The organism is Parasediminibacterium paludis, from assembly GCF_042651445.1.
Taxonomy (GTDB): Bacteria; Bacteroidota; Bacteroidia; order Chitinophagales; family Chitinophagaceae; genus Parasediminibacterium; species Parasediminibacterium paludis.
Window position 1 is genome coordinate 163,323 of record NZ_JBHSDC010000022.1, and the last position, 23,393, is coordinate 186,715.

A 23,393-nucleotide genomic window follows, 5' to 3' on the forward strand; every position below is an offset into this window, starting at 1 on the left:
CTCAGGCAAGGCAAAAAAACAAGGCAAGGGGTACTAAGTATGTACTCAAAGGTTATTCATTGATAATGTAATTAATCTTTGTGTACTTAGTATCCTTTGTTGCTTTGTGTGAAAAACCACCTATATTTATAGCAACGAATCTGCCTGCCATTCACCGCTTTAATGCAACCAAAACTATGGCTATACGTATAGCAATTAACCACAAAACCACCTATCATTACGACAGATTAGTATCTCTGTCGCCTCATATTTTTAGGCTTCGCCCAGCGGTACATTCTCGTACACCTATCGAGGCTTATACTTTAAAAATTACGCCTAAAGAACATTTTATCAATTGGCAGCAAGATCCTTTTGGCAATTATCAGGCACGTGTGGTTTTTCCTGAAAAAACAAACGAATTAAGCGTTGAGGTAGAAGTTATTGCCAATATGGTGGTGATTAATCCCTTCGATTTTTTTGTTGAAGATTATGCAGAAAAGTATCCATTTTCTTATGCCAAGCAACTTCAAAAAGAGCTAGTACCCTATTTTGAAATTAAGGAAGCAGGGCCGCAATTAATGCAATGGCTAGAACAGTTGAATATAAAGCCTGATACTAGTATCAACGATTTATTAGTATATGTTAATCAAAAACTGAACAAAGACATTAACTATAGCATTCGCATGGAACCAGGTGTGCAAACCTGCGAAGAAACCCTTGGTAAAGCCTTGGGTAGTTGTAGAGATAGTGCTTGGTTATTGGTACAAATATTTCGCCATTTAGGGCTGGCAGCAAGATTTGTTTCGGGCTATTTGGTACAGCTTACTGCCGATATAAAATCGTTAGATGGTCCTTCAGGCCCTGAAGCAGATTTTACTGATTTGCATGCCTGGACAGAAGTGTATATACCGGGTGCTGGTTGGATTGGTCTAGACCCTACATCAGGCTTATTTGCTGGTGAAGGCCATATTCCACTAGCTTGTACACCAGATTATGTAAGTGCTGCACCAGTTGTAGGTGCAACAGATATTTGTGAAACCACTTTTACATTTAGCAATACCGTTACACGTATTCATGAAGACCCACGTGTAACAAAGCCTTACACAGAAGAACAATGGGCCATTATTAATGCTACTGGTTTTAAAGTAGATAAAGATTTAGCAGCGGGCGATGTGCGCCTTACCATGGGTGGCGAACCTACGTTTGTATCTATAGACGATATGGAATCAGCGCAATGGAATACTGCGGCAGATGGCTTACACAAACGTATTTTAGCACATGAATTAATCTTCCGATTACGTGAGCAATTTGGCCCTAAGGGTATGTTGCATTATGGTCAGGGTAAGTGGTATCCTGGCGAGCCATTGCCACGCTGGCAATACGGTTTGTTTTGGCGTAAAGATGGGCATCCCATTTGGAAGAATAAAGACTTGATGGCACTTGAAAATGCAGAGAAAAAATTTACCCATAAAGATGCTGAAGCATTTGCGAAAGAACTAGCAAAGCGCTTGGCGGTAAGTGAAGACAATGTAACACCAGCTTATGAAGATGTGTTTTATTTTTTGTGGACGGAAGAAAAAATTCCTGTAAACATAGATCCATTAAAAGCCAATTTAAAAGATAGCATTGAGCGAAGAACATTGGCGCAGCTACTAGAAAATGGTCTAGATACACCAGCAGGTTATGTATTGCCACTTGAGTGGAATTATTGGAACAATAAATGGCGCAGTTGCAAATGGAAAATTAGCCGAGATTATTTGTTTTTAATGCCCGGTAATTCGCCTATTGGTTTGCGTTTACCACTAAAATCGTTACCTGCAATTGCAAAAGATAAAGAACCGCAACGTGTAGAAAGAAGCTTGTTTGAAGAACTACCTGAATTAGAAAATTTCCACGACAATATTGTAAGCCGATATGGTTTAGTAACGGTTCATGAACCACCACCAGTGCGAGTGCCAGAACCAATTGTGCAAAAGAAAGATCAACAAGAGGAAGAGAATAAGAAGCTAGAAGAGAAGAAAAAACTAGCGCAATTAAACAAGAAAGAAGCTGATGAGGGTGAAGAAACCAAGCCTTTGTACGATGTTGATACGGTAATAACTTCTTTGTGCGTAGAAGCTAGAGAAGGTATTGTATATGTGTTTATACCACCATTGTCTTATGTAGAGCATTATTTAGATTTAATTGCCTCTATTGAAGCATCGGCAGAACAACTACATATACCAGTACGCATAGAAGGTTATGAACCGCCACGCGATAACCGTATGGAAAGAATGGTGGTGTCGCCTGACCCTGGTGTTATTGAAGTCAATATTCATCCATCTAAAAACTGGCAAGAGCTTGTTTATAATATTGATACTTTGTACGAACAAGCGCATTTATCTCGCCTTGGTACAGAAAAATTTATGTTGGATGGTAGGCACACAGGCACAGGCGGCGGTAATCATATTGCTATTGGCGGTAATGTGCCAGCTAACAGCCCTATTTTACGCAGACCAGATGTTTTGCGTAGCTTAATTACTTATTGGCAACATCATCCAGGCTTGTCTTACTTATTTTCAGGTGCGTTTGTAGGGCCTACATCGCAAGCGCCACGGTTTGATGAAGGTAGAGATGAGAAGTTGTACGAAATGGAAATTGCTTTTAGCCAAATACCAGAAAATGGTTTTGTGCCTTTTTGGTTGGTTGATAGATTGTTCCGTCATTTATTAACAGATATTACTGGCAATACGCACCGTGCAGAATTCTGTATCGATAAATTGTATTCGCCAGATTCATCTACTGGTAGGCTTGGGATACTTGAATTTAGAGCATTTGACATGCCACCGCACAAGCAAATGAGTTTGGTGCAAATGCTACTCATTCGTGCATTAATAGCATGGTTTTGGAAGAAACCTTATAAACACGATTTGGTGCGTTGGGGCACAGAACTGCACGATAAATTCATGCTACAACATTATGTAAGGCAAGATCTACAAGAAGTTGTTAATGACCTTAACAGTGCAGGCTACGATTTTCATATTAGTTGGTTTGAACCATTTTTTGAGTTTCGTTTTCCGCATTATGGTTCGGTGCAAGTACAGGGTATACACATGGAAATACGCATGGGTATAGAGCCTTGGCACGTATTGGGCGAAGAAATGAGTAGCTCTGGTACCGCACGTTTTGTAGATTCGTCGCTTGAACGTATTCAAGTAAAACTCACAGGTATGAATGATGCTCGCTACGCATTGCTGTGCAATGGTGCAAGAGTACCACTGCGAGCCACCGATATTAAAGGCGAATATGTGTGCGGTATTCGCTACCGTGCTTGGCAGCCACCAAGTGCTTTGCACCCAACAATTGGTGTAGACACGCCTTTGGTATTTGATATTGTAGACACTTGGAACGGTCGCAGCGTAGGCGGTTGTACGTATTATGTGGCGCATCCTGGCGGTAGAAATTATGATTCGTTCCCTGTAAATAGCTACGAGGCCGAAAGTAGACGTGTGAGCCGTTTTTGGGATCAAGGCCACACACCAGAAACACAAATGCCTAGAGCTTACTTATCGTTTACCGAGCATTATATTGAGCAAAACCGTGAGCCATACATTTGCGATACACCACCAATTGAGGTAAATAAAGAGTACCCGGCAACATTAGATTTACGGCAAACTTGGAGCAAAAGAAACAAGTAGCACGTTCAGCCCATAAAGTGTCACAATGAATACAATGTATACCATGTTGTATTCATCGTTGCTTTAAAACCTTGTGCACTTTATGGATTTTACTTAGAGACTTTGTTGCTAAAAAAATCTTTGTGTTCTTTGCATCCTTTGTTTCTTTGTGTGAAATATTTTTATGTCAGAACAAGCGCCTTCAAAAGATCCACTACATGGTTTAACACTCGAAAAAATTGTGACGCATTTACAAGAGTCGTTTGGCTGGGAAGAGTTAGGCAATCAGATTAATATTAAATGCTTTACAAGCAATCCGTCTATACAATCAAGTCTTAAGTTTTTACGTAAAACACCATGGGCACGAACCAAGGTCGAAGATTTTTACAAGTATGCTTTAAGAAAAAAATTATTGAAATAAATATAAAAAGCCACAAGTTTTTGAAACTTGCGGCTTTTTATTCCAACAAACTGTAATCAAAAATCTATAATTAAAATTCAGTTTTAAATTCTAGATATTTTAAAAACTCGGCTTTTCTAGCTTCGTCTTTAAATACGCCATTATAGAATGCTGTAACGGTGCTGCTGCTTTCGTCTTTCACACCACGGCTACTCACGCACAAGTGTTTTGCATCTATTACAACAGCTACATCGTTGGTACCTAAAACCTCTTGTAGTTTTTTACCTATTTGCATGGTAAGGCGCTCTTGTACCTGTGGTCTTTTGGCAAAATATTCTACCAAACGGTTCAATTTACTTAAACCAATTACTTTACCATTGCTGATATAAGCTACATGCGCACGACCCATAATTGGCACAAAATGGTGTTCACAATTACTATAAAACGAAATGTTTTTCTCTACCAACATTTCGTTGTACTTGTATTTGTTTTCGAACAAAGCCATTTTTGGCATATTGGCAGGGTTTAGACCCTGAAATATTTCTTTTACGTACATTTTAGCCACACGATGTGGTGTGCCTTTCAGGCTATCGTCTGTAAGGTCAAGGCCAAGTGTGTTCATGATAGCTTCAAAATGCTTTTCAATAGCCGCTATTTTTTCGTCATCGCTCAGCGCAAAAGCGTCTGTACGCATAGGTGTTTCTACCGATGTCATCACATGATTATCACCCATTTCGTCAATCAATACATCAATCATTTCTATTTTGCCATCACCATTAAGCTGGATATTCGACAAAGTTTCTTTCTGTTTCATATAATCTTATTTTTAAGTCCAAAGCCGCATCGATTTTTATACGTAACAGGTTAAATATTACAATGGCAATATTTTCTGCTGTTGGGTTTACCGTTGCAAACTCTGAGGTATCTAGGTTTAAATTTTTATGGTCAAATTTGTCAAGCACCTGCTCCTTAATCAGGTCACTTAATATCTTCATATCAATCACATAGCCAGTTACAGCATTAGGCAAGCCAGTTACCTGCACAATTAATTCATAATTATGGCCATGGTAATTTGGGTTGTTACATTTACCAAAAACCCTTGCATTCTCGGCATCGGTTAATAATGGATTATGTAAGCGATGCGCAGCATTAAAATGTTCTTTTCTAAAAACGGCTACTTTATTCATAGTCATTACGGCATTGCTAGTAAATTTTTTGTTACCAGCTTTGGCAGTTCTATCGTCTCTTGTTGCGTCGCACACTTGTACGGTACAATCGACTGAACACCAGTTTAAATTTTAAAAAACGCAAATCAATATCAATTACTAACTGCCCGGCACTGCGTAAAAAGTGTGTTTACCAAGTGGCCTTGCATAAATTAAGGAGCGACAGATAATTAGTAACAGAACTTCAAAATCGTATGTAAGATATGCGAATAACGTACCAATTACAAATTGTCAGTTGTTTGCAAAACTACATACGGTATAATAACCAATAAAGTTTCTGTTTTGTTTAAAAGTAGCAATAAAAAAGTTAAACGATAATATTTTGGTAATAATTATCTCGAATTGAGAAGGTACTATTTGGCAATAAATAATTTTAGAAAGGCGAACATAGCACCAAGTTGTGTAGCCCAAAACACAAAAGCCCACAAAATAAGTTTGCTTTCCATTTGTGCTAATTTAGTTTCCAAAGAACCTTTTATTTCAGATAAATCCTCCTTTGTAGCTAAAGTTTCAGACTTTCTTTTTACTTCTTCTTTTATTTCTGATTGCACAAAACCTACCAATTGCTCGGCCTCTTGTTCACCAAGCTTTTTCTTTAAAACATTAAAAAGTTGTATTTCTGTTATGGTTATTGCTGCCATTGAAAAACGATTATAAAATTGAAATTACAATTTTTATCCAAAATACTCTACGTAAATTCTTGGTGTTTCGTATAGTTTAATGCAATGTAACTGCACTGTTTTAGGCAGGTGAGGTATTAATTGTTCCCAAATAGCTATGGCTAAATTTTCAGTACTACACATTTTATCTGCCATAAAGTCAACATCCAAGTTGAGGTTTTTATGGTCTAATTTATCTACTACATGTACTTTTATCAGTTGGCTGAGTTTTTTTACATCAAACAAAAAACCAGTTTCAGGGTCAGGTTCGCCCTTAATCGTTACAAACAAATCATAATTGTGGCCATGCCAGTTTTCATTGGCACAAACACCAAACATTGCCTCGTTTTTTTCTTTACTCCATTTTGGGTTTGCTAGTTTATGAGCAGCATTAAAATGTTCTTGTCTAGTTAAATACACCATCTCTTCGCACTAAAATTTTGGCAAAGGTAAGGTTTCATAAAGTTTTAGTAAGTAAGTGCCTGTTCAAACCTTGTAAATTCTCAACTTTGCAGCAATGAAAATTATTGTTGCAGCTGCTACTTCATTTGAGATACAACCTACTATTAATACATCTGTTAATAGTAATGTACAATTTTTGGTAACTGGTATTGGTATGTTGGCCACGGCAGTTTCCATAACACAATTGGTATTGCAGCAGCAGCCTAGCATCATTATTCAAGCTGGTATTGCAGGAACATTCAATACAAACTTGCCGCTAGGAAAGGTTGTAGCCATCAATTCTGAAACCATTGGCGATTTGGGTGTACAAGAAAATGATCGATGGAAAGATGTATTCGATTTAAAATTAATTGATGCCAATAGTGCACCATTTACCAATAAACAATTACTCAATCCATATTTAGCGCAGCTAAATCCATTGGGTTTGGAAGAAGTGCCTGCCATTACGGTAAACGAAATTTCTACTAACCAGCAGCGCATTTCGCAGTTACGGGCAACATATAATCCCACTATCGAAAGCATGGAAGGTGCTGCACTACATTATATTTGCAATAGTTTTCATGTGCCATATATTCAGTTGCGTAGTATTAGCAATTATATTGGTGAGCGCGACAAAAACAAGTGGCAAATGCAACAAGCAATTACTAACTTAAACGAGGCGTTAAAAGCGATGTTGCAGCAACTTTTGTCATAATAAAGGAAATAAAATACAGAACTTAAAATAGTATTACATTGAAACTTACTTTAGGCTTTTCGCCTTGCCCAAACGACACTTTTATTTTTGATGCCTTGGTAAATGGCAAAATAGATACCGATGGATTATCATTTGATGTACAACTAGAAGATGTACAAACGCTTAATGAGTGGGCAAAAGCAGGCAAGCTAGATATATCTAAAATCAGTTATGGCGTATTACCATTGGTACTTGACAATTATGTAACGCTTAATAGTGGCGGTGCTTTGGGAAAAGGTGTGGGGCCATTGTTAATTGCAAATTCCGAATTTGATATTGCTGATTTGCCTCACAAAACAATTGCAGTGCCGGGTATAAATACTACGGCGCATATGTTGTTTTCATTGGCTTTTCCTAATGCTAAAAACAAACAGTTTTTAGTGTTTCATGAAATTGAAGACGCTGTATTAAGTGGAAAAGTAGATGCAGGTGTGATTATTCATGAAAATAGATTCACCTATCAAGATAAAGGCCTAATAAAGTTGATGGATTTAGGTGAATATTGGGAACAACAATTGCAAGTACCTATACCGCTTGGTGGTATTATTGCAAAGCGAGGACTAGCTAATGATGTAATTAAAAAAATAGACGATTTGATAAAACAAAGCGTTGAATATGCTTTTGTAAATTATCCTGAACTAACCGATTATACGAGGCAACATTCTCAAGAAATGAGCGAATCTGTAATGCGTCAGCATATTGATTTATATGTTAATAATTATTCTATCAACTTAGGTGATGAAGGCAAAAAGGCAGTCACCACTATGCTTGATGTGTATCAACAATTGCATCCTGAAACTAGTATTGATGGCGGCAATATTTTTATATAAATCCTAGGAATCTTAATAACCTGAAACCCCATACTAAACCTTTTTCAAAGCCTTACCATACACTTCTAATGCTCGCTTGCGGGCGTCTTTGTGAACTACAATTGGTTTTACGTAGTTAAATCCTTCAAATTCTGGTACCCATTTGCGAATATATTTCAGGTCTTTATCAAACTTTTCGGTTTGTAGTTTGGGACTAAACACTCTAAAATAAGGTGCTGCATCGCAACCGCTGCCTGCTGCCCATTGCCAGCCACCATTATTGGCAGCAAAATCAAAATCGAGTAGTTTTTGTGCAAAATAAGCTTCGCCCCAGCGCCAATCTATCAGCAAATGTTTGGTAAGAAACGATGCCACAATCATACGAACTCTATTGTGCATATAGCCAGTGGCATTTAGTTCTCTCATGCCTGCATCAACGATAGGATAGCCAGTTTGTCCAGCGCACCATTTTGCAAATTCAGCTTCGTTATTGCGCCATTCTATCGCATCGTATTCTTTTCTAAAAGCATGACCTAAACGCACATGAGGAAAATGCCATATAATCATGTGATAAAAATCTCTCCAAATGAGTTCGTTTAAAAACGTCTCATTCAAATCCTTTGCTCTATTGGCCAAGCCACGAATACTAATAGTGCCAAAACGCAAATGGACACCAAGCTGCGAGGTACCTTTAATAGCTGGATAATCACGCTGTGTACTATATTTTTTTATCAGTTCTTCTTGTAAATGTTTGGTTGGAAAAACTGTATCGGTAGCAACAAAACCCATTGCTTCTAATGTGGGCACTTGTTTACTTGCTTGATTATAGAAATTATTAAAATATGCCTCACTAGGATAGGCTTTTAGGTGAAAGTCGGTTAGTGTGGCTTTCCATTTTCTGCTATAAGGAGTAAATACAGTGTAAGGCAAGCCATCATCTTTTAATACTTCACCTTTCTCTAAAATGACTTGGTCTTTGAACGTTTGCAAGCTCGCACCATTCTCTTGCAATAGTTGGTTAATGCTCGCATCTCTATCTATGGCATATTGCTCATAATCGTGATTGGTAAATGCGGCCGCAACATGATAGGTTTGTAATAGTTGCTTAAATGCTTCAATAGGTGTGGTGTAAAACACTTCAAGGCTACTGCCAAGTGCCACCAACTCCTTTTGTATATCACTAATGGTAGCATGAATAAACGCCACACGTTTATCTGTTTTATCTTCTAATTTGTCTAGAATATTTCTATCAAAAATAAAAATAGGTACAACTGGATAGCCGCTTTTTAAAGCATGGTACAAGGCGGCATTATCCTGCAGTCGAAGATCTCTTCTAAACCAAAAAATACTAACTGTTTGTTTCATATTAAACTGTGTAACATGTAGTAACAGTTAAACGGCTTTGTGGTTCTATTAGGTTTAAAATAAACCCATGTTATAAAAGTAGCTCGCAGTAAAAGCCAAGTGCCTTTACTGCGGCTATGGTTGGTTGAATAATATCGTAGTCGCTTTCAAGACGTAAAATATTATCACAGTCTTGTAAGTCAAAATTAAAATTCGCTTTAGGAAATAACTGCTGCAAATGCAATACAGTATTGCTTGCTGCATTTGCTTCAGTAATATCTGTTTTAAATATCTCTACAGCCATACAGCAACTACTTAGTTTCTAGTATTTTTTTCAAGTTTGCGGCATTTTCGTCCATATCTTTTCGTAACATTTTTTTTATCATGGGTATCATCAAGTTTATAGGAAAAGGATTAGACGAATAAAACGTAGTAGTGAATTTTGTTTGCGTTTCAGAAATTGCCTCTGTACTAGTAACGGCAGTGCTTACGCCTTCAAAAGGTTTTTTAAAGCGTATTTCTACTTCATAGCCATCGCCTTCATTTATTGTGGTTATTTCTTGTTCGCCTTCACCTACATTTTTAACTGCACTTACCCAAGCAGCTTTAAAGCCTACAGTGCCGTCAGTGCCAGTATAAGTCATTTTTACATTGGGATCCATCATTACCCACTTGCTATAGTATTCTTGATTTTTTAATAGCTTAATGTAATTAAATACATTGTCTCTTGGGGTATCAATGATCACTTCTGAGGTGATTGAAAATTTCTTATCCATAATTGCAGCGGTTAGCAACACAACAGCGATAATTGCTAGGATAATAATTAAAATAGTGGTCAGCATTTTTTTTGTTTTAAAGTTTAGATTGTAATTTATTATATGAGATATAAGATGCTACTAAAATGCCCATGAATGCTACTGCAAATAAGACGTTTGGTCCAAAACCCGTTGTAACCCAAATTGAAACAGCGGCAGCAATAAAGTCTATGCCAAAGCCTGCGTAGGCCCATTCTTTATATCTGCCTTTAAAATATGGTACAATTAATACCAATGCACCAACTATTTTAAAAATAGATAGCATTACTCTAAAATACTCTGGATAACCCAATTTTTTAAGGCCGTCGGCGCTTTCTGGATTGTTAAACATGAAGGCTGTTAATAAACCTTGGGTAATAAAAAGAATGAAAGTAGTAACCCAATAGATGATTTTTGTTGATTTCATATTTGCAAGTGTTAGTGGTTTGAGGTTTAGTTTGTTTCGGTATATGTTTTAAAATTGTTCAGTATCATTTGCCAACCTTGCTGTTGCATCTCCACAGGATTTGTTGTTTCTGCTTCAAAATTTTCTACCACTTTGGTAGCATCATCTACTTTTGAAAAATATACCTTCCATTTTCTACCATCACCAAGTGTCATTTGCAGTTCTTTTTCTGTTTCAATAACATCGTAAGTACCCCAAAATTCAAAGCTAAAACTGCCATCTTTTGCCGCCATAGTAGCGGTAAGCTTACCACCAACCGAAAGGTCGTTTTCAGCAGTAGGGCAATGCCAATCATCTACCGCGTAGTTCCATTTAATAATATGCTCTGCTTGGGTCCAATAAGTCCATACTTTGTCTATAGGTGCATTTACAATAGCTTCTACTGTTAATACTATTGGTGTTGTCATGAGTGGTTGTTTAGGGTTTTGTTGAGCGATTTTGAGGTAAAATAATCGATTTCTTTTACACAGCAAATTTATTCCTGAAGAAATCTTCAAAAAGCTAGTCTAATGTGTTGAAGTAAGTCAATTGATATAGTAAAAATATGGATATAGCCAGCATTGGTACCGCTATTTGGTTGTTGTGGCATCGAACTACCGATAGCTATCGGTATGTACGTTCTTTAAGCTATGGGGCTTTATGGTAGCAAAGGGTTTCTCACAAAGGAACAAAGAAGGCGAAGTACACAACGTTTGTCTGTTGTGTCTTTGACCAACAGTAGAAATTGATGTTGTTACTATGCTTACACAATTACCTGCCTTACATACCAACAACAACAGAAAGGATGGATTAACTTCGAAGCATCCAATAGATACAGTCGGAAAGGATGGATCGACTTCGATGCATCCAATCGATACAGTCGGAAAGGATGGATTGACTTTGATGCATCCAATCGTTACAGTCGGAAAGGATGGATTGACTTTGATGCATCCAATCGTTACAGTCGGAAAGGATGGATTGACTTCGAAGCATCCAATAGATACAGTCGGAAAGGATAGATTAACCTCGATACATCCAATCGTTACAGTGGGAAAGAATGGATTGACTTCAATACATCCAATAGATAAAGTCGGAAAGGATGGATCATAACGGATGCATCCTTTCTCGCTCTAACATTTACAACTTATCAGGTACAAACTGTGGTTGTTCCATTTTTGCAATTACCAATTTATCACTAATGTCGGGCAGTACTTGCTTTATGGTTGCGATATTTTTACCCATGGCATCTATAAAATTCCAAGTTTTACCATCGTCATCAGAAATGGCAATGAGTGTAGAATTGGTACTCATTGTGCCGCCCATCATCTTAATCTCAATTTTATCTGGTACGGTACATTGTAATTGCTTTTTTACTTTTATAAAAACCGATGGCTCGCCAATCACCACATTGTTAATGCTTACGTTCATGCCTTTTGCCTTCATTACACCCATGCCTTTACTCAGTTGTTCCAGCATTTTCGCTTCGCCCCCAGCTGCAGCTACCACTTTAGGGTTCGTCATTTTAATAACGGTTTTAAAGTCTTGCTTTTTAATGGCTGTAGCTATGGCATTAGCCTGTGCTTTTAAAGTCGTTAGCTGCTGTGGTGTTTGTGCTAAAAGTGGAGCAGCTATTACCAATAGCATTGCAACCAATATAAATAAGCGTTGTATCATAGTGTTAGTGGTTTTAATCTTTGCCAATTTGTGTCATTCGTTAAAATTCATTGTATCAAAAATCATTCATTAGCGGTTACTTTTTCTTTTATAAAATAAGCCACCAAACCTAGGCCTATCACCGTTAAGCCGCCAAGCATCATTTTGACACCAGTAGAATAAAAAATGAAGGCCCAAAACAAAATAGCTACTATGGCAGGTATGGGATACAGCGGCATTCTCCAAGCAAAATGGGCTTTACCTTTTCTTTTTACCAATAGTAATAACCCAATAGCTTGCGCTATAAACTGAATAAGAATACGCATCGCCAAAATAGCGTCAATCACTTCTTTTAATTTAAATAGCAAGCTAAATACAAAAGCTACCGCACCTAAAAACAACAACGATACATACGGAAAATGTTTGGTAGGGTGTAGTTTGGCAAATATTTTAAAGAAAGCACCATCTTGTGCTGCCGCAAATGGTATACGGCTGTAGCCAAGCGTAGCTGAAAATACCGATGCAAAAGCCACCCATAAAATGAGGATGGTGGCAATAGTAGCAAACGTAGGCCCAGCAATAGTTTGCACGAATAAACTTACTACAAATTTGCTTTGTTGTATTTGTTTAATTGGCAATACAGAAGCTACACTAATGTTCATCAGTAAATACAGCACAGCAATACCTCCAATAGAAATAAACATGCTGCGCGGAATATTTTTCTGTGGGTTAATAATCTCGCCACCAAGATGGCACACATTATAATAGCCTAAATAACTGTATACCGTTTTTACACTTGCAAAACCGATTGCTGCAGCAAAAGCATGGTTTACCGTAAGCCCATCGTTAATATGTTTGATGGGTTCAAGAAAATTGCCATGCAATAGGCCGCCACCTATAATCCAAGCCATGGTAACCAAAACACCCACCCAAAGTAGGACACTTATTTTGCCAATCGCTTCTATTTTGCGGTACAATAATGTAACAATTAATATGACCACCGAACCACTTAATAGCTTGCTTTCGTACTTAGATAATGGGGTGATATAATTAAAATATTGCGAAAAACCAATGGCTGCAGATGCAATCACTAACGGTGCTTGAATCATGGTTTGCCACACAAATAAAAAGCTCATGAGTTTGCCCCATTTACCGCCGTAGCCATCTTTTAAAAAATTATAACTGCCACCAGCTAAAGGATAAGTAGCCCCTAATTGGCTCCATACCATACCATCCACCATCGAGAGTAAAGCACCAGCCACCCACGCATACAAAAACCACGGGCCGTTCATAATTTCTGCAACCACACTAAGTACCACAAATGGGCCAATACCAACCATATCGGTCATGTTGATAGCGGTGGCTTGCAATAAACTTATTTTGCGCTCTAACTTAATCTCACTCATAGTTGCAATTGCTTTGGGAATAAAGAAAGTAAATTACGAGGAAATACAGATAGATTGCTTGTTATTTGCGAAAGATTGTTTTAAACTCTACCACATAGGCACAATAGGCACATAGAACTTAAAACGTCTTTTTCTCTATGTGACTATGCTTCTATGTGGTGAAAATAGAAATTACTCATGGCATCAACATTCACTACCGTCGCTTGGGCACAAGGCAGCAATATTTACGAGGTCAATATTCGTCAGTATACCCCAGAAGGTACATTTGCGGCTTTTGCGAAGCATTTACCACGCCTAAAAGATATGGGGGTAGAAATTTTATGGTTAATGCCAATTACACCGATTAGTGTTAAAGAACGCTTAGGTACTTTGGGTAGCTATTATGCTTGTAGCAGTTATGTACAAATAAACCCTGAATTTGGTACTTTGGCAGATTTTAAACAACTGGTTAATCAAGTACACAGTTTAGGTATGAAAATTATGATCGATTGGGTGGCCAATCATACTGGTTGGGATCATGAATGGACAGTTGCTAATCGTGATTTTTATAAAAAAGATGCGGCGGGTAATTTTACTGAGCGTAATGGCTGGCAGGATGTGATTGACTTAGATTATGACAATTACAACATGCGCCAAACCATGATTAAAGCCATGCAGTTTTGGGTAACCGACTGCGATATTGACGGTTTTAGATGCGATATGGCGCATTTAGTTCCACTTGATTTTTGGATGCAAGCACGTACAGCTTGTGATGCTTTAAAGCAGTTGTTTTGGCTAGCTGAATGTGAAGAAGTGGCCTATCATAATGCTTTTGATGTGAGCTATGCTTGGGCTTTTATGCATGCTTCAGAAAAATTGGCCAAAAGCGAAGCGGATATTAATGCTATTTACAACGTGTTGCATAGTTATTCTCAATATCCTCAAGGTGCCCAAAAGTTATTTTTTACAAGTAACCATGATGAAAATAGCTGGAATGGCACAGAATATGAAAAATATGGCAATGCGGCCAAGACCTTTGCGGTATTTACCGCTACATGGAGCAATGGCGTGCCATTGATATACAGCGGACAAGAAAATCCGAATTTAAAACGCTTGGCGTTTTTTAATAAAGATCAGATAGATTGGCAAGCGCAACCACTGTTACATGCGTTTTATAAAACCTTATTAGCATTACATAAAACCAATGCCATTGCTCAGGGTGAAACCTTCAACTTACCTACCAATCATGATAAAGTGATGGCTTTTTTGAGACACTATGAAGGAGAAGTAGTGTTGATATTGCTCAATTTTTCTGGCGAGGACAGAATTAAATTATCAGTAGAACACAAATGGCTATATGGCAGATTTGTAAACGTATTCTCTGAAATGGAATTTAACTTTAATGTGCAAGAAAGCTTTGAATTAATGGGCTACAATTACCTTGTTTATAAGAAGATATAAAAATGTAATTTAAATGGGCTTAAGTGAAGGATTTTCAGATGGGGATATGATTGTTTTATTTAACAACCTGAAATTTGCCACTCTCTACAATATTACCTGATTTGTCACGAACTTGAAAAATATACAAACCACGGTAATAATTATCTAGGTTATAACTTAATTTATTGGCGCCAATAGGTTCTTCAGCCATTTTTTTTCCTAAAAAACTATAAATCTGAAACGTGTAAGATCTGTCTAGGCCTTCAAATTCGAAGTTGATAACTGAAGTCGCTGGATTAGGATAAAATTTTGTAATTTTTACGGTTACTTCTATATTGTTATTATTGTCTGTTATACAATCAGACGACTGGGCAAAACTACCAGTAGCTATTGTAAAAAAAATAATAAGAAGTAAGTAAAATTTCTTCATTTATAAACATGTGTTGTCACAAAAGTAGGCAAACGTTTTTTATAAACAAATTATTGCTGCGCTGTTGTTCTCAATTTTATGATAAACGCTTGAGCACAGCAATAATTTGATTAATAAATTACTAATTAAGGCTAGCTAAAGTAGCTTGAATACCTTCAAAACTTGGTAAGTCGCCTGGTGTAGGGCAAATCTCAGCGTATTTTACCACACCTTCAGTATCAATTACAAAAGCAGCACGCTTGCTGACACCTAGCATTCCAAATGCAGGAAAAGTTTCATATAAAACATCATAAGCTGTAGAGGCTGCTTTGTTAAAGTCACTTAACAATTGAAAATTTAAATTTTGCTCTTTTTTAAATTTATCAAGTGTAAATAGACTATCAACTGAAATACCCAAAACAACAGCGTTTGTGTTATTATAAGCTGCAATATTGTCTCTTACATTGCAAAGTTCTGCTGTACAAACGCCAGTAAAAGCCAATGGAAAAAATAACAACACCACATTTTTACCTTTCAGTTCAGATAAAGTTACTGGGTTTTTGTCGCTATCAAATAGTGTAAAATCTGGGGCTAAAGCGCCAATTGCAATACTCATGGTTGTTTATATTTTAAAATGATGTTTGCAATGTATAACACAAGTCTTTGTGCTTTGTTATTAAATCAGAAAGTTTTTTGGCTATTCGCTACAATCTTTTATTACCTCAAAAACGAATTACGACAGCGTGCTGCATCTTTTAACAATAAGATATTTATTATATAATTATCTTCACTATTCACCACTTATCCCCCTTAAACTAGGGGTTAGCCTACACTTTGGGCTATTTTTCATTGAGTGTATTTACCTTTATCCGTAAAATAGGTAGTATTTGAAGCAATTTCTTGCGTATTTGTATCATATTTTAGTACAAATACCTCAATGCATACAAGATACGGCGTAAAAAAGCGTTCTGAATGTATTGACAAAATGCTACTTAGTGAATGCAATTAACCTAGTATGAAAAAAATTATCCCCTTTCTTTTAATCATATGCTTATCGTGTATAGCCAAGGGGCAAGATATTGCAGCAATATCAGACAATCATCTGCCAACTGTAGCTAGCGCTACCGCAAGTGAAGCAAATTGGGCAGACCCTACCATTTTTGCTTTTTCAAACACCAATATTTGTGTTGATGATAGCGTATTGATTGGTGTCAATAATTTACCGTCAGATGCATTGGGCTACAATTGGCAAAAAGATGGTGTAGCTATTACTGGTGCAAATAAAGTACCCTTTCCTGCTAAGCAAGCAGGTGTATATACGCTTTCTGTAACATTGGCAAACGGTACTGTATTTATTACCAATACTGTTACAGTAACTTTTGCAGCAGCTAGTGTAGCACCTGTTATTACTGCAAAAGGTAGTACTAGCTTTTGTAATGGACAAAGCGTGGTATTGTCATCTTCTGACCCAGGTAATATTCAATGGCAAAAAGATGGCATTAATATTTTAAACGCACAAGCTCAAACTTATACGGCAACCGTAGGTGGCAATTACCGTATCAAGTTCACGCCACTTATTGGTTGCCCTGGCTACTCTAATGAAATTACTGTTTCGGTTACCAATATTGTTGGTCCCACTATCACAGAAAGTGTGCATGCTGTACCAGTGTGTATTGGCAGTACTATTAGGCTTACTTCGTCAGTAAGCGTTGTGCAATGGCAAAAAGACGGGGTTGATATTGTAGGTGCTACTGGTCAGTTTGTAGATATTACTGCCAATGGAACTTATCGAGCCATTCAGCCTGCTGTTGGTGGTGGGTGTAGTGCAATTTCTAACCAGATTATTATTAGCTCTTTTTTACCTGTACAACCCACACCAGCTATTACTGCTAACGGAAGTACTTCTATCTGTAGTGGTAGTAATGTAGTGCTTACTTCATCTATAAGTTCTAGTAGTAGCTCAGTAGTGCAATGGCGTTTGAATGGTGTAGATATTTCTGGTGCAACCAGCAGCACATATTTAGCCACACAGTCTGGTGATTATACGGCTTATGTTACGGGCAGTAATTTCTATTGCAATAATATAGGGACGCCATCTAATACCATTACCGTAACTGTTAATCCTGCTCCAACAGCTGCTGTAGTAACCGCTAGCGGTAATTTAACGTTCTGTTCGGGTAATAGCGTTACATTTAATTCAAATATTGCCAACGTGCAGTGGCAAAAAGACAGTATAGACATTTCTGGTGCCTTTGGTAGTAGTTATGCAGCAACACAAAGTGGTATTTACAGAGCTGTAGTAAAAGGTGTTAATGGTTGCAATGCATATTCGAATGCATATACAGTAGTCGTTATTGCTGCCAATGCAACACCAGTGGTTACAGCTGCTAGCGCAACCAATATTTGTACAGGTAGTTCTGTAATACTTGCTTCAAATGTGGCAGGTGTTCAATGGCAGTTAAACGGTGTAGATATTAGTGGTGCGGTATTACAAACATACACTGCTACGCAAGCTGGTACATATAGAGCCTATGTGAGCACAGCATCTAGTTGTGGACTTAGTTATTCAAATACCATTACTGTAACCGTTTCGGGGAGTGTAGCTATCCCAGTCATTACGGCTACTGGGCCTACCACTTTCTGCGATGGTAATAATGTGATACTACAATCTAGTGTACCTAATGTACAATGGCGTTTAAATAGTACTAACGTGGGCTCTTTAGGTACAGCCTATTCGGCTACAGTGGGCGGTAGTTATACGGCAATAGCCTCGAATGGTAGTTGCAGCTCAGTATCAAATGCAATTATAGTTACAGTGGTAACGCCAAGTGTAGCACCAGTAATTACAGCAAGTGGAGCCACCACCTTTTGCAATGGCGGCTCGGTATCTTTCTTATCAAATGTGGCAGGTGTACAATGGCAATTAAACGGTGTAGACATCAGTGGGGCAACATCGCAGGCTTATACAGCCGCATTAGCGGGTGTATACAGGGCTTATATCCCTTCTGCTGCTTGTAGTAATGCATACTCAAATACCCTAGTAGCTACTGTAAGTACGCCACCAACTGCTGCTGTCATTACTGCAAGTGGCGCAGTTAATTTTTGTTCTGGTGGTAGCGTTACCCTAAGTTCAAATGCTTATCCTGTTCAGTGGCAAATGAATGGCACTAATATTGGTACGCTTACATCATCTGCTTTGGTAGTAACAACAGCGGGCTCGTACACAGCTCTAAGAACAAGTGGTGCTTGTTCTGTAACTTCGAATGCTATAAATGTTGTAGTTAGTTCACCAAGTACAGCGCCAGTTATTACAGCTGCAACAACAACAAGTATTTGTACTGGTAGTACTGTTACTTTGTCCTCTAATATTGGTGGTGTACAATGGCAATTAAACGGTGTAGATATTAATGGTGCTGTTTTTCAAGCATACAATGCTTCATCAGCAGGTGTTTATAGAGCTTACATTCCTGGTAGTGCAGCGTGCGGTACTGCTTATTCAAATACGATTACTGTTACCGTTTCTACCTTACCTACTGCGCCAACGATTACCGCAGCAGGCAGTTTAAATATTTGTTCTGGTGGTAGTGTGGTTTTGTCATCGGCTAGTGGTGCTGTATTATGGCAAAAAGATGGGGTGAATATAAGCGCTAATCCTACATCAACTATTACAGCAACAACCGCTGGATCTTATACAGCATATACTACCAATGGTAATTGTATTAGTTATTCTACTCCTTTAGTAGTTACAGTAAGTGCTACTACTATTCCTGCTATTTCAGCTATCAATGGTAGTAATGTTATTTGTGGTACTAATGGTGTTACACTCACGTCAACTGTTGCAGATGTGCAATGGCAATTGAATGGGGTAAGTATTCCTGCAGCAGTAGGGGCAACTTATACAACTGCTGTGGCAGGTACTTATACAGCCGTAACCACAGCTAGTTGTAGTATTGTTTCAAATAGTGTTATCTTAACCTCAGCCGCAGCGCCTATTGTACCTGTTATTTCTGCTAATGGCAGTGTAAATTTATGTAGCGGCGGTACGGTTACCTTAACATCGTCTACTCCATCTATCCAATGGCAAAAAGATGGTGTAGATATCTCGGGTTCTGTAGCACAAACATTAATTGTTACAAGTTCTGGAACCTATAAAGCTTACAGTACAAACGGCACTTGTAAATCTTTTTCAAATGCTATTACGGTTACGATAAGTAATAGTGTGGCACCAGTAATTTCAGCTGCAAGTGGTGCATCGTTGGCTATTTGTCCAGGCTCATCTGGTGTGGTGTTATCTTCTTCGGTTATTGGTGTTCAATGGCAGCTAAATGGTGTAAATATTACGGGCGCCGCTGCGCAAACTTATACCGCTACCGTTGCTGGTATTTACACAGCAGTTGTAGCAGGTAATACTTGTAGTTCTAATAGTTTAGTGGTGACGGTAGCTGCTAAACCTGTAACGCCAATAATTTCAGCCACAGGCTCAACCACATTTTGTAGCGGAGATAGTGTTACACTAGCATCTAATGTTGCAGGGGTACAATGGTTAAAAGATAGTGCAACAATTGTAGGGGCTACTAGACAAACTTTAGTGGTAAAACAAAGTGGTAGATATATTGCTTCAATTAGTAATAGTGCTGGTTGTACAGCCTACTCAAGTGAAGTATTAGTTACTGTCAATACACCTGCTATCATTCCTATTATTAGTACGAATAATAATTTGAATGTTTGCGCAGGCACGAATGTTACATTGACATCTTCAGTGGCTGGCGTAACTTGGCAAAAAGATGGAATTGTGGTTGCCGCAAACACACAGTCTTATATAGCTACAAGTTCTGGTAATTATAGAGCATTCATTCCTACAGGATCTTGTACTGCTTATTCAAATATTTTAACACTTACAGTGGTAGCTGCACCTGTAACGCCAACTATAGTGCCATCTGGGCCAACTACTTTCTGCGATAGCGGTAGTGTAACGCTGGTAAGTAATTATGCCAATATACAATGGTATAAAGATGGTGTGGCTATTAATGGTGCTACCAATAGTACTTATACTGCTACTAAAGCAGGGGTGTATAAAGTAGCATCTAGCAACTCATTATGTATTACTTATTCTAATGAAATTACCGTTGTTGTTAATTCGCCTACAGTAGTACCTGTAGTAATAGCAAGTGGTAACTTGAATATTTGTAGTGGTACTCCTTTAACACTATCAACCAATACTGCTGGTGTGGTTTGGCAAAAAGATGGGGTGACTATTGCAAGTGGAGTACAATCGTTGCCTGTTACACAATCTGGAATTTATCAAGCTATTTTGTTTGGTACAGGTTGTCCTGGTTACTCTAATAGTTTAGCTGTGACGGTATCTCCTTCGCCTGGTACACCTTTTATTACTGCTACGGGCGCTACTACATTCTGTGATAGTAGTAATGTTATCTTGGTATCTACTTTGCCTAATGTACAATGGCAAAAAGATGGGGTTAATATTTCTGGCGCTACTACTCAAACACTCACAGCAACAGCATCTGGCACCTATAGAGCTTATGTGGCTAATAGTACTTGTATTAATTATTCAAATGAGATTCCTGTAACGGTAAATAAGCCGCCAATTATACCTATTATCTCAGCAAGTGGTAGTTTAAATACTTGTAGTGGTTCGCCAGTAACACTTACTTCAAGCGTGGCTAATGTTGCATGGCAGAAAGATTTTGTAACCATTGCTACCAATACACAAAGTATTACTGCTTCTGTGGCTGGCAGCTATCGTGCAGTTATCTTATCTAGTACTTGCCCTGCTTATTCTACCCCAGTACAAGTCAGTGTTACACCATCGCCCGCTGCGCCTACCATTACTGCATTAGGTAGCACTACTTTCTGCGATAGTGGTTTTGTTACATTGTCGTCTAATATTGCTGGTGTACAATGGTTAGTAGGTGGTAATATTATTCAAAATGCATTTGGACAAACCTATACAGCTACCAAAGCAGGTGTGTATACAGCGGTTCAATACGGTAACAATGGTTGTAATGGTATTTCAAATGCTATTACTACCACTACTACACCAGCAGCATTTACACCTATAATTGTTAATTTGGCTAGTTCTAATAGTTTCTGTGCAGGCTCATCTGTTACTTTAGTATCCAGTGTTATTGATGTTAGTTGGCAAAAAGATGGTGTAACTATTGCAAACCCTGGCAATAACTCCCAATTGTTGCCAGTTACACAAGCGGGTACTTACCGAGCGGTATATACCAAAAGTGCTTGCCCAGGTTATTCCAATGCCATCACATTAACTACCATACCGCAGCCATTAACACCAATTGCTTATCGCGTTACACAGAACCTTTGCGATACTGGTTTTGTAACCATTGCCTCTACTTTAAATACTGGTACAATGCAGTGGCAAAAGGATAGTGTGGATATTCTAGGTGCAACATCATCCACTTATTTGGCTAAAGAATCTGGTGTGTATCGTATTGTAATATCTATACCTGGTGCTTGTCCTAGCTATTCGCAAAATTTACCAATTACCATAAATACTGCTTTAATACCAGTAATTGTGTGGGACGGTAATCAGTTTAAAACATTTACGCTATACAGCAATTACCAATGGTATTTGAACAATGTAGCTATTGCTGGTGCTACTACCAATACTTACAAACCCACTACGCCGGGCAACTATAAAGTAATAGTTACGGCAGGACCTAATTGTATTTTTACAAGCGATGTGTATCAATTATTAGTAACTGCTGTAACCACACCTACCGTTATCAATGGTGCTACGGTGAAGCAATATCCTAACCCAGCTACCAATGAAGCTTGGGTTGAGTTTTCGCAAATACCTACCAAACCAGTAATGGTACGATTGCTTAGTGCAACTGGTGCGGTGCTACAAACGCAACAAACAAGACAAAAGAAAATCAGTTTACCAATTGCTAACTATACCAATGGTCTTTATTTCATAGAGGTAATTGGAGTCGATGAGAGAATTGTTTATAAACTAGTAGTTAATAAATAAACACCTAATGACAAGATTATTTTTTATATTATCGATAATTTGTATGACAATGTTGACTGGTTGTATTAAAACGGCCGTTAACGGTTCAGACCCAATCGTTTTTACCACAGATGCATCTGCAAGCAATATTAGCGTGGCTTCAAGCTTTCAATTTAAAGTAACGATTACTAGCCGCATTGGATATAGTGGTTTAAGTGTAGCTGTAACGGCTGTAGAAGAAGTCAGCGGCTTATCTGTATTACCGCAACCACCGTCTTTTAAAACCAATATTACAGATAATAGTACCAGTGTTATTAACTTACCACGACAAAAATGGGTTGTTACTACTATTAAAGTAACCGACTTGTATAACGCTAACAATACAGCTTCTAAGACTTTTCGGGTAATTTATAAATAAGGATGGTTATTAAAAAATAATCATAATAAGGCGCCTCAATCTCGGCGCCTTATTATGATTGCATCATCTCTTGTATAATATGCAAGTGATGTTGTGTATGAATAATTAAAAATTTAATAGTTTGTCGTTTATTTAATTGTCCAAAATATGGATGAGGGAAAAAATTATTTGCTGAGAGGGTAGGCAATACATCTAGCAGTTGATAAGTTTTTTCTAATGCTGCTTTAATAGTTGCTTCAGTAACATGGTCTTTAGGTTGCACAACTTTCGGTGCTTTTGCCTTGCCACGTGGTATCTGTTGTCTAAAAAATACCAACGTTCTAAAGAAGTTGAACGACCATGTATAGTCTTTAGGGTTAGATGCTGCAACCGCCCTAATAATTTGGTTAATACTTAATAGCGCATGTTCTATATGCCAGCCTACTGTAGAAGCTGTTACTGCTGTATTTATTACCTGAGCATTTGGTATTTGTGCTTCAAGCTGTTGTACAAGGGTTTTTAGTGCAATCATAACACCAAGATATAGGTATTGCGTGGGTTGGTAAAATGAAAATGATTGATGATGTTGGCCTTGAGCGTTTATTGCT

At 37.9% G+C, this 23,393-nt stretch carries 21 protein-coding genes; 7 read left to right on the forward strand and 14 right to left on the reverse strand.

The annotated features are described in order from the left end of the window. The first annotated feature begins 176 nt into the window (after positions 1-176). Both ACFOW1_RS11060 and ACFOW1_RS11065 read left to right on the forward strand, forming a co-directional pair. Entirely contained in the window at positions 177-3,656 is a 3,480-nt protein-coding gene (locus ACFOW1_RS11060) for a transglutaminase family protein (RefSeq protein ID WP_379014287.1), read from the forward strand. 163 nt (positions 3,657-3,819) lie between these two features. After that, positions 3,820-4,056 carry a VF530 family protein gene (locus ACFOW1_RS11065; RefSeq protein WP_379014288.1) on the forward strand — a complete coding sequence of 79 codons (237 nt, stop codon included), beginning with the start codon at positions 3,820-3,822 and terminating at the stop codon, positions 4,054-4,056. A 70-nt stretch (positions 4,057-4,126) separates the two neighbouring features. On the opposite strand, the gene folE is transcribed toward ACFOW1_RS11065, so the two are convergent. The 4 genes from folE to ACFOW1_RS11085 form a co-directional block, all read right to left on the reverse strand. Further along, a complete protein-coding gene (folE, locus tag ACFOW1_RS11070; RefSeq protein WP_379014289.1) occupies positions 4,127-4,849 on the reverse strand; it encodes a GTP cyclohydrolase I FolE in 723 nt (240 codons plus the stop codon). Further along, positions 4,812-5,297: a 6-pyruvoyl trahydropterin synthase family protein gene (locus tag ACFOW1_RS11075; protein WP_379014291.1), complete on the reverse strand. Its 486-nt coding sequence runs from the start codon at positions 5,295-5,297 to the stop codon at positions 4,812-4,814. Before ACFOW1_RS11075 ends, folE begins: the two co-directional genes overlap by 38 nt. Before the next feature lie 317 nt (positions 5,298-5,614). Then, positions 5,615-5,902 (reverse strand): hypothetical protein, encoded by a 288-nt coding sequence (locus tag ACFOW1_RS11080; protein WP_379014292.1) that lies wholly within the window; start codon positions 5,900-5,902, stop codon positions 5,615-5,617. Between the two features lie 33 nt (positions 5,903-5,935). Then, the gene (locus tag ACFOW1_RS11085; protein ID WP_379014293.1) at positions 5,936-6,343 is read right to left on the reverse strand and encodes a 6-pyruvoyl trahydropterin synthase family protein; all 408 of its coding nucleotides are present in this window, start codon (positions 6,341-6,343) and stop codon (positions 5,936-5,938) included. 94 nt (positions 6,344-6,437) lie between these two features. Here ACFOW1_RS11085 and mqnB point away from each other — a divergent pair, with 94 nt between their 5' ends. Further along, on the forward strand, positions 6,438-7,076 hold the full coding sequence (gene mqnB / locus ACFOW1_RS11090; RefSeq protein WP_379014294.1) for a futalosine hydrolase: 639 nt from the start codon (positions 6,438-6,440) through the stop codon (positions 7,074-7,076). A 38-nt stretch (positions 7,077-7,114) separates the two neighbouring features. Continuing rightward, a complete protein-coding gene (locus tag ACFOW1_RS11095; RefSeq protein WP_379014296.1) occupies positions 7,115-7,945 on the forward strand; it encodes a 1,4-dihydroxy-6-naphthoate synthase in 831 nt (276 codons plus the stop codon). Positions 7,946-7,978: 33 nt separating this feature from the next. Here the strand turns inward: ACFOW1_RS11095 and ACFOW1_RS11100 are convergent, their stop codons facing one another. The 7 genes from ACFOW1_RS11100 to ACFOW1_RS11130 form a co-directional block, all read right to left on the reverse strand. Continuing rightward, on the reverse strand, positions 7,979-9,289 hold the full coding sequence (locus tag ACFOW1_RS11100) for a cryptochrome/photolyase family protein (RefSeq protein ID WP_379014297.1): 1,311 nt from the start codon (positions 9,287-9,289) through the stop codon (positions 7,979-7,981). Between the two features lie 70 nt (positions 9,290-9,359). Next, positions 9,360-9,572, reverse strand: a complete 213-nt coding sequence (locus ACFOW1_RS11105) for a hypothetical protein (protein ID WP_379014298.1) — start codon at positions 9,570-9,572, stop codon at positions 9,360-9,362. A gap of 7 nt (positions 9,573-9,579) precedes the next feature. Continuing rightward, positions 9,580-10,110: an SRPBCC family protein gene (locus ACFOW1_RS11110; protein WP_379014299.1), complete on the reverse strand. Its 531-nt coding sequence runs from the start codon at positions 10,108-10,110 to the stop codon at positions 9,580-9,582. 10 nt (positions 10,111-10,120) lie between these two features. After that, positions 10,121-10,489: a DoxX family protein gene (locus ACFOW1_RS11115; RefSeq protein ID WP_379014300.1), complete on the reverse strand. Its 369-nt coding sequence runs from the start codon at positions 10,487-10,489 to the stop codon at positions 10,121-10,123. Between the two features lie 26 nt (positions 10,490-10,515). Beyond that, positions 10,516-10,935: an SRPBCC domain-containing protein gene (locus ACFOW1_RS11120; RefSeq protein WP_379014301.1), complete on the reverse strand. Its 420-nt coding sequence runs from the start codon at positions 10,933-10,935 to the stop codon at positions 10,516-10,518. A gap of 709 nt (positions 10,936-11,644) precedes the next feature. After that, positions 11,645-12,181: a hypothetical protein gene (locus tag ACFOW1_RS11125; RefSeq protein WP_379014303.1), complete on the reverse strand. Its 537-nt coding sequence runs from the start codon at positions 12,179-12,181 to the stop codon at positions 11,645-11,647. Between the two features lie 62 nt (positions 12,182-12,243). Then, positions 12,244-13,566, reverse strand: a complete 1,323-nt coding sequence (locus ACFOW1_RS11130) for an APC family permease (RefSeq protein WP_379014304.1) — start codon at positions 13,564-13,566, stop codon at positions 12,244-12,246. Positions 13,567-13,743: 177 nt separating this feature from the next. Here ACFOW1_RS11130 and ACFOW1_RS11135 point away from each other — a divergent pair, with 177 nt between their 5' ends. Continuing rightward, entirely contained in the window at positions 13,744-15,006 is a 1,263-nt protein-coding gene (locus ACFOW1_RS11135) for an alpha-amylase family glycosyl hydrolase (protein WP_379014306.1), read from the forward strand. 55 nt (positions 15,007-15,061) lie between these two features. On the opposite strand, the gene ACFOW1_RS11140 is transcribed toward ACFOW1_RS11135, so the two are convergent. Together ACFOW1_RS11140 and ACFOW1_RS11145 are read right to left on the reverse strand one after the other, a co-directional pair. After that, positions 15,062-15,415 (reverse strand): T9SS type A sorting domain-containing protein, encoded by a 354-nt coding sequence (locus tag ACFOW1_RS11140; RefSeq protein ID WP_379014307.1) that lies wholly within the window; start codon positions 15,413-15,415, stop codon positions 15,062-15,064. 121 nt (positions 15,416-15,536) lie between these two features. Then, the gene (locus tag ACFOW1_RS11145) at positions 15,537-16,010 is read right to left on the reverse strand and encodes a redoxin domain-containing protein (RefSeq protein WP_379014308.1); all 474 of its coding nucleotides are present in this window, start codon (positions 16,008-16,010) and stop codon (positions 15,537-15,539) included. Between the two features lie 399 nt (positions 16,011-16,409). Here ACFOW1_RS11145 and ACFOW1_RS11150 point away from each other — a divergent pair, with 399 nt between their 5' ends. Next, positions 16,410-22,409: a T9SS type A sorting domain-containing protein gene (locus ACFOW1_RS11150; protein WP_379014310.1), complete on the forward strand. Its 6,000-nt coding sequence runs from the start codon at positions 16,410-16,412 to the stop codon at positions 22,407-22,409. A gap of 7 nt (positions 22,410-22,416) precedes the next feature. Continuing rightward, the gene (locus tag ACFOW1_RS11155; RefSeq protein WP_379014312.1) at positions 22,417-22,806 is read left to right on the forward strand and encodes a hypothetical protein; all 390 of its coding nucleotides are present in this window, start codon (positions 22,417-22,419) and stop codon (positions 22,804-22,806) included. A 52-nt stretch (positions 22,807-22,858) separates the two neighbouring features. Here ACFOW1_RS11155 and ACFOW1_RS11160 read toward each other — a convergent pair whose 3' ends face one another. Then, on the reverse strand, positions 22,859-23,317 hold the full coding sequence (locus ACFOW1_RS11160) for a DinB family protein (RefSeq protein WP_379014314.1): 459 nt from the start codon (positions 23,315-23,317) through the stop codon (positions 22,859-22,861). Positions 23,318-23,393 lie beyond the last annotated feature (76 nt).

What these genes read in the sequence shown, in the direction of transcription:
- ACFOW1_RS11110 (WP_379014299.1), bottom strand. Translation starts at nt 10,110, where the DNA reads ATGCTGACCACTATTTTAATTATTATCCTAGCAATTATCGCTGTTGTG.
- ACFOW1_RS11125 (WP_379014303.1), bottom strand. Translation starts at nt 12,181, where the DNA reads ATGATACAACGCTTATTTATATTGGTTGCAATGCTATTGGTAATAGCT.
- ACFOW1_RS11135 (WP_379014306.1), top strand. Translation starts at nt 13,744, where the DNA reads ATGGCATCAACATTCACTACCGTCGCTTGGGCACAAGGCAGCAATATT.
- ACFOW1_RS11105 (WP_379014298.1), bottom strand. Translation starts at nt 9,572, where the DNA reads ATGGCTGTAGAGATATTTAAAACAGATATTACTGAAGCAAATGCAGCA.
- mqnB (WP_379014294.1), top strand. Translation starts at nt 6,438, where the DNA reads ATGAAAATTATTGTTGCAGCTGCTACTTCATTTGAGATACAACCTACT.
- ACFOW1_RS11060 (WP_379014287.1), top strand. Translation starts at nt 177, where the DNA reads ATGGCTATACGTATAGCAATTAACCACAAAACCACCTATCATTACGAC.
- ACFOW1_RS11065 (WP_379014288.1), top strand. Translation starts at nt 3,820, where the DNA reads ATGTCAGAACAAGCGCCTTCAAAAGATCCACTACATGGTTTAACACTC.
- ACFOW1_RS11155 (WP_379014312.1), top strand. Translation starts at nt 22,417, where the DNA reads ATGACAAGATTATTTTTTATATTATCGATAATTTGTATGACAATGTTG.
- ACFOW1_RS11085 (WP_379014293.1), bottom strand. Translation starts at nt 6,343, where the DNA reads ATGGTGTATTTAACTAGACAAGAACATTTTAATGCTGCTCATAAACTA.
- ACFOW1_RS11115 (WP_379014300.1), bottom strand. Translation starts at nt 10,489, where the DNA reads ATGAAATCAACAAAAATCATCTATTGGGTTACTACTTTCATTCTTTTT.
- ACFOW1_RS11140 (WP_379014307.1), bottom strand. Translation starts at nt 15,415, where the DNA reads ATGAAGAAATTTTACTTACTTCTTATTATTTTTTTTACAATAGCTACT.
- ACFOW1_RS11080 (WP_379014292.1), bottom strand. Translation starts at nt 5,902, where the DNA reads ATGGCAGCAATAACCATAACAGAAATACAACTTTTTAATGTTTTAAAG.
- ACFOW1_RS11130 (WP_379014304.1), bottom strand. Translation starts at nt 13,566, where the DNA reads ATGAGTGAGATTAAGTTAGAGCGCAAAATAAGTTTATTGCAAGCCACC.
- ACFOW1_RS11150 (WP_379014310.1), top strand. Translation starts at nt 16,410, where the DNA reads ATGAAAAAAATTATCCCCTTTCTTTTAATCATATGCTTATCGTGTATA.
- folE (WP_379014289.1), bottom strand. Translation starts at nt 4,849, where the DNA reads ATGAAACAGAAAGAAACTTTGTCGAATATCCAGCTTAATGGTGATGGC.
- ACFOW1_RS11120 (WP_379014301.1), bottom strand. Translation starts at nt 10,935, where the DNA reads ATGACAACACCAATAGTATTAACAGTAGAAGCTATTGTAAATGCACCT.
- ACFOW1_RS11160 (WP_379014314.1), bottom strand. Translation starts at nt 23,317, where the DNA reads ATGATTGCACTAAAAACCCTTGTACAACAGCTTGAAGCACAAATACCA.
- ACFOW1_RS11100 (WP_379014297.1), bottom strand. Translation starts at nt 9,289, where the DNA reads ATGAAACAAACAGTTAGTATTTTTTGGTTTAGAAGAGATCTTCGACTG.
- ACFOW1_RS11145 (WP_379014308.1), bottom strand. Translation starts at nt 16,010, where the DNA reads ATGAGTATTGCAATTGGCGCTTTAGCCCCAGATTTTACACTATTTGAT.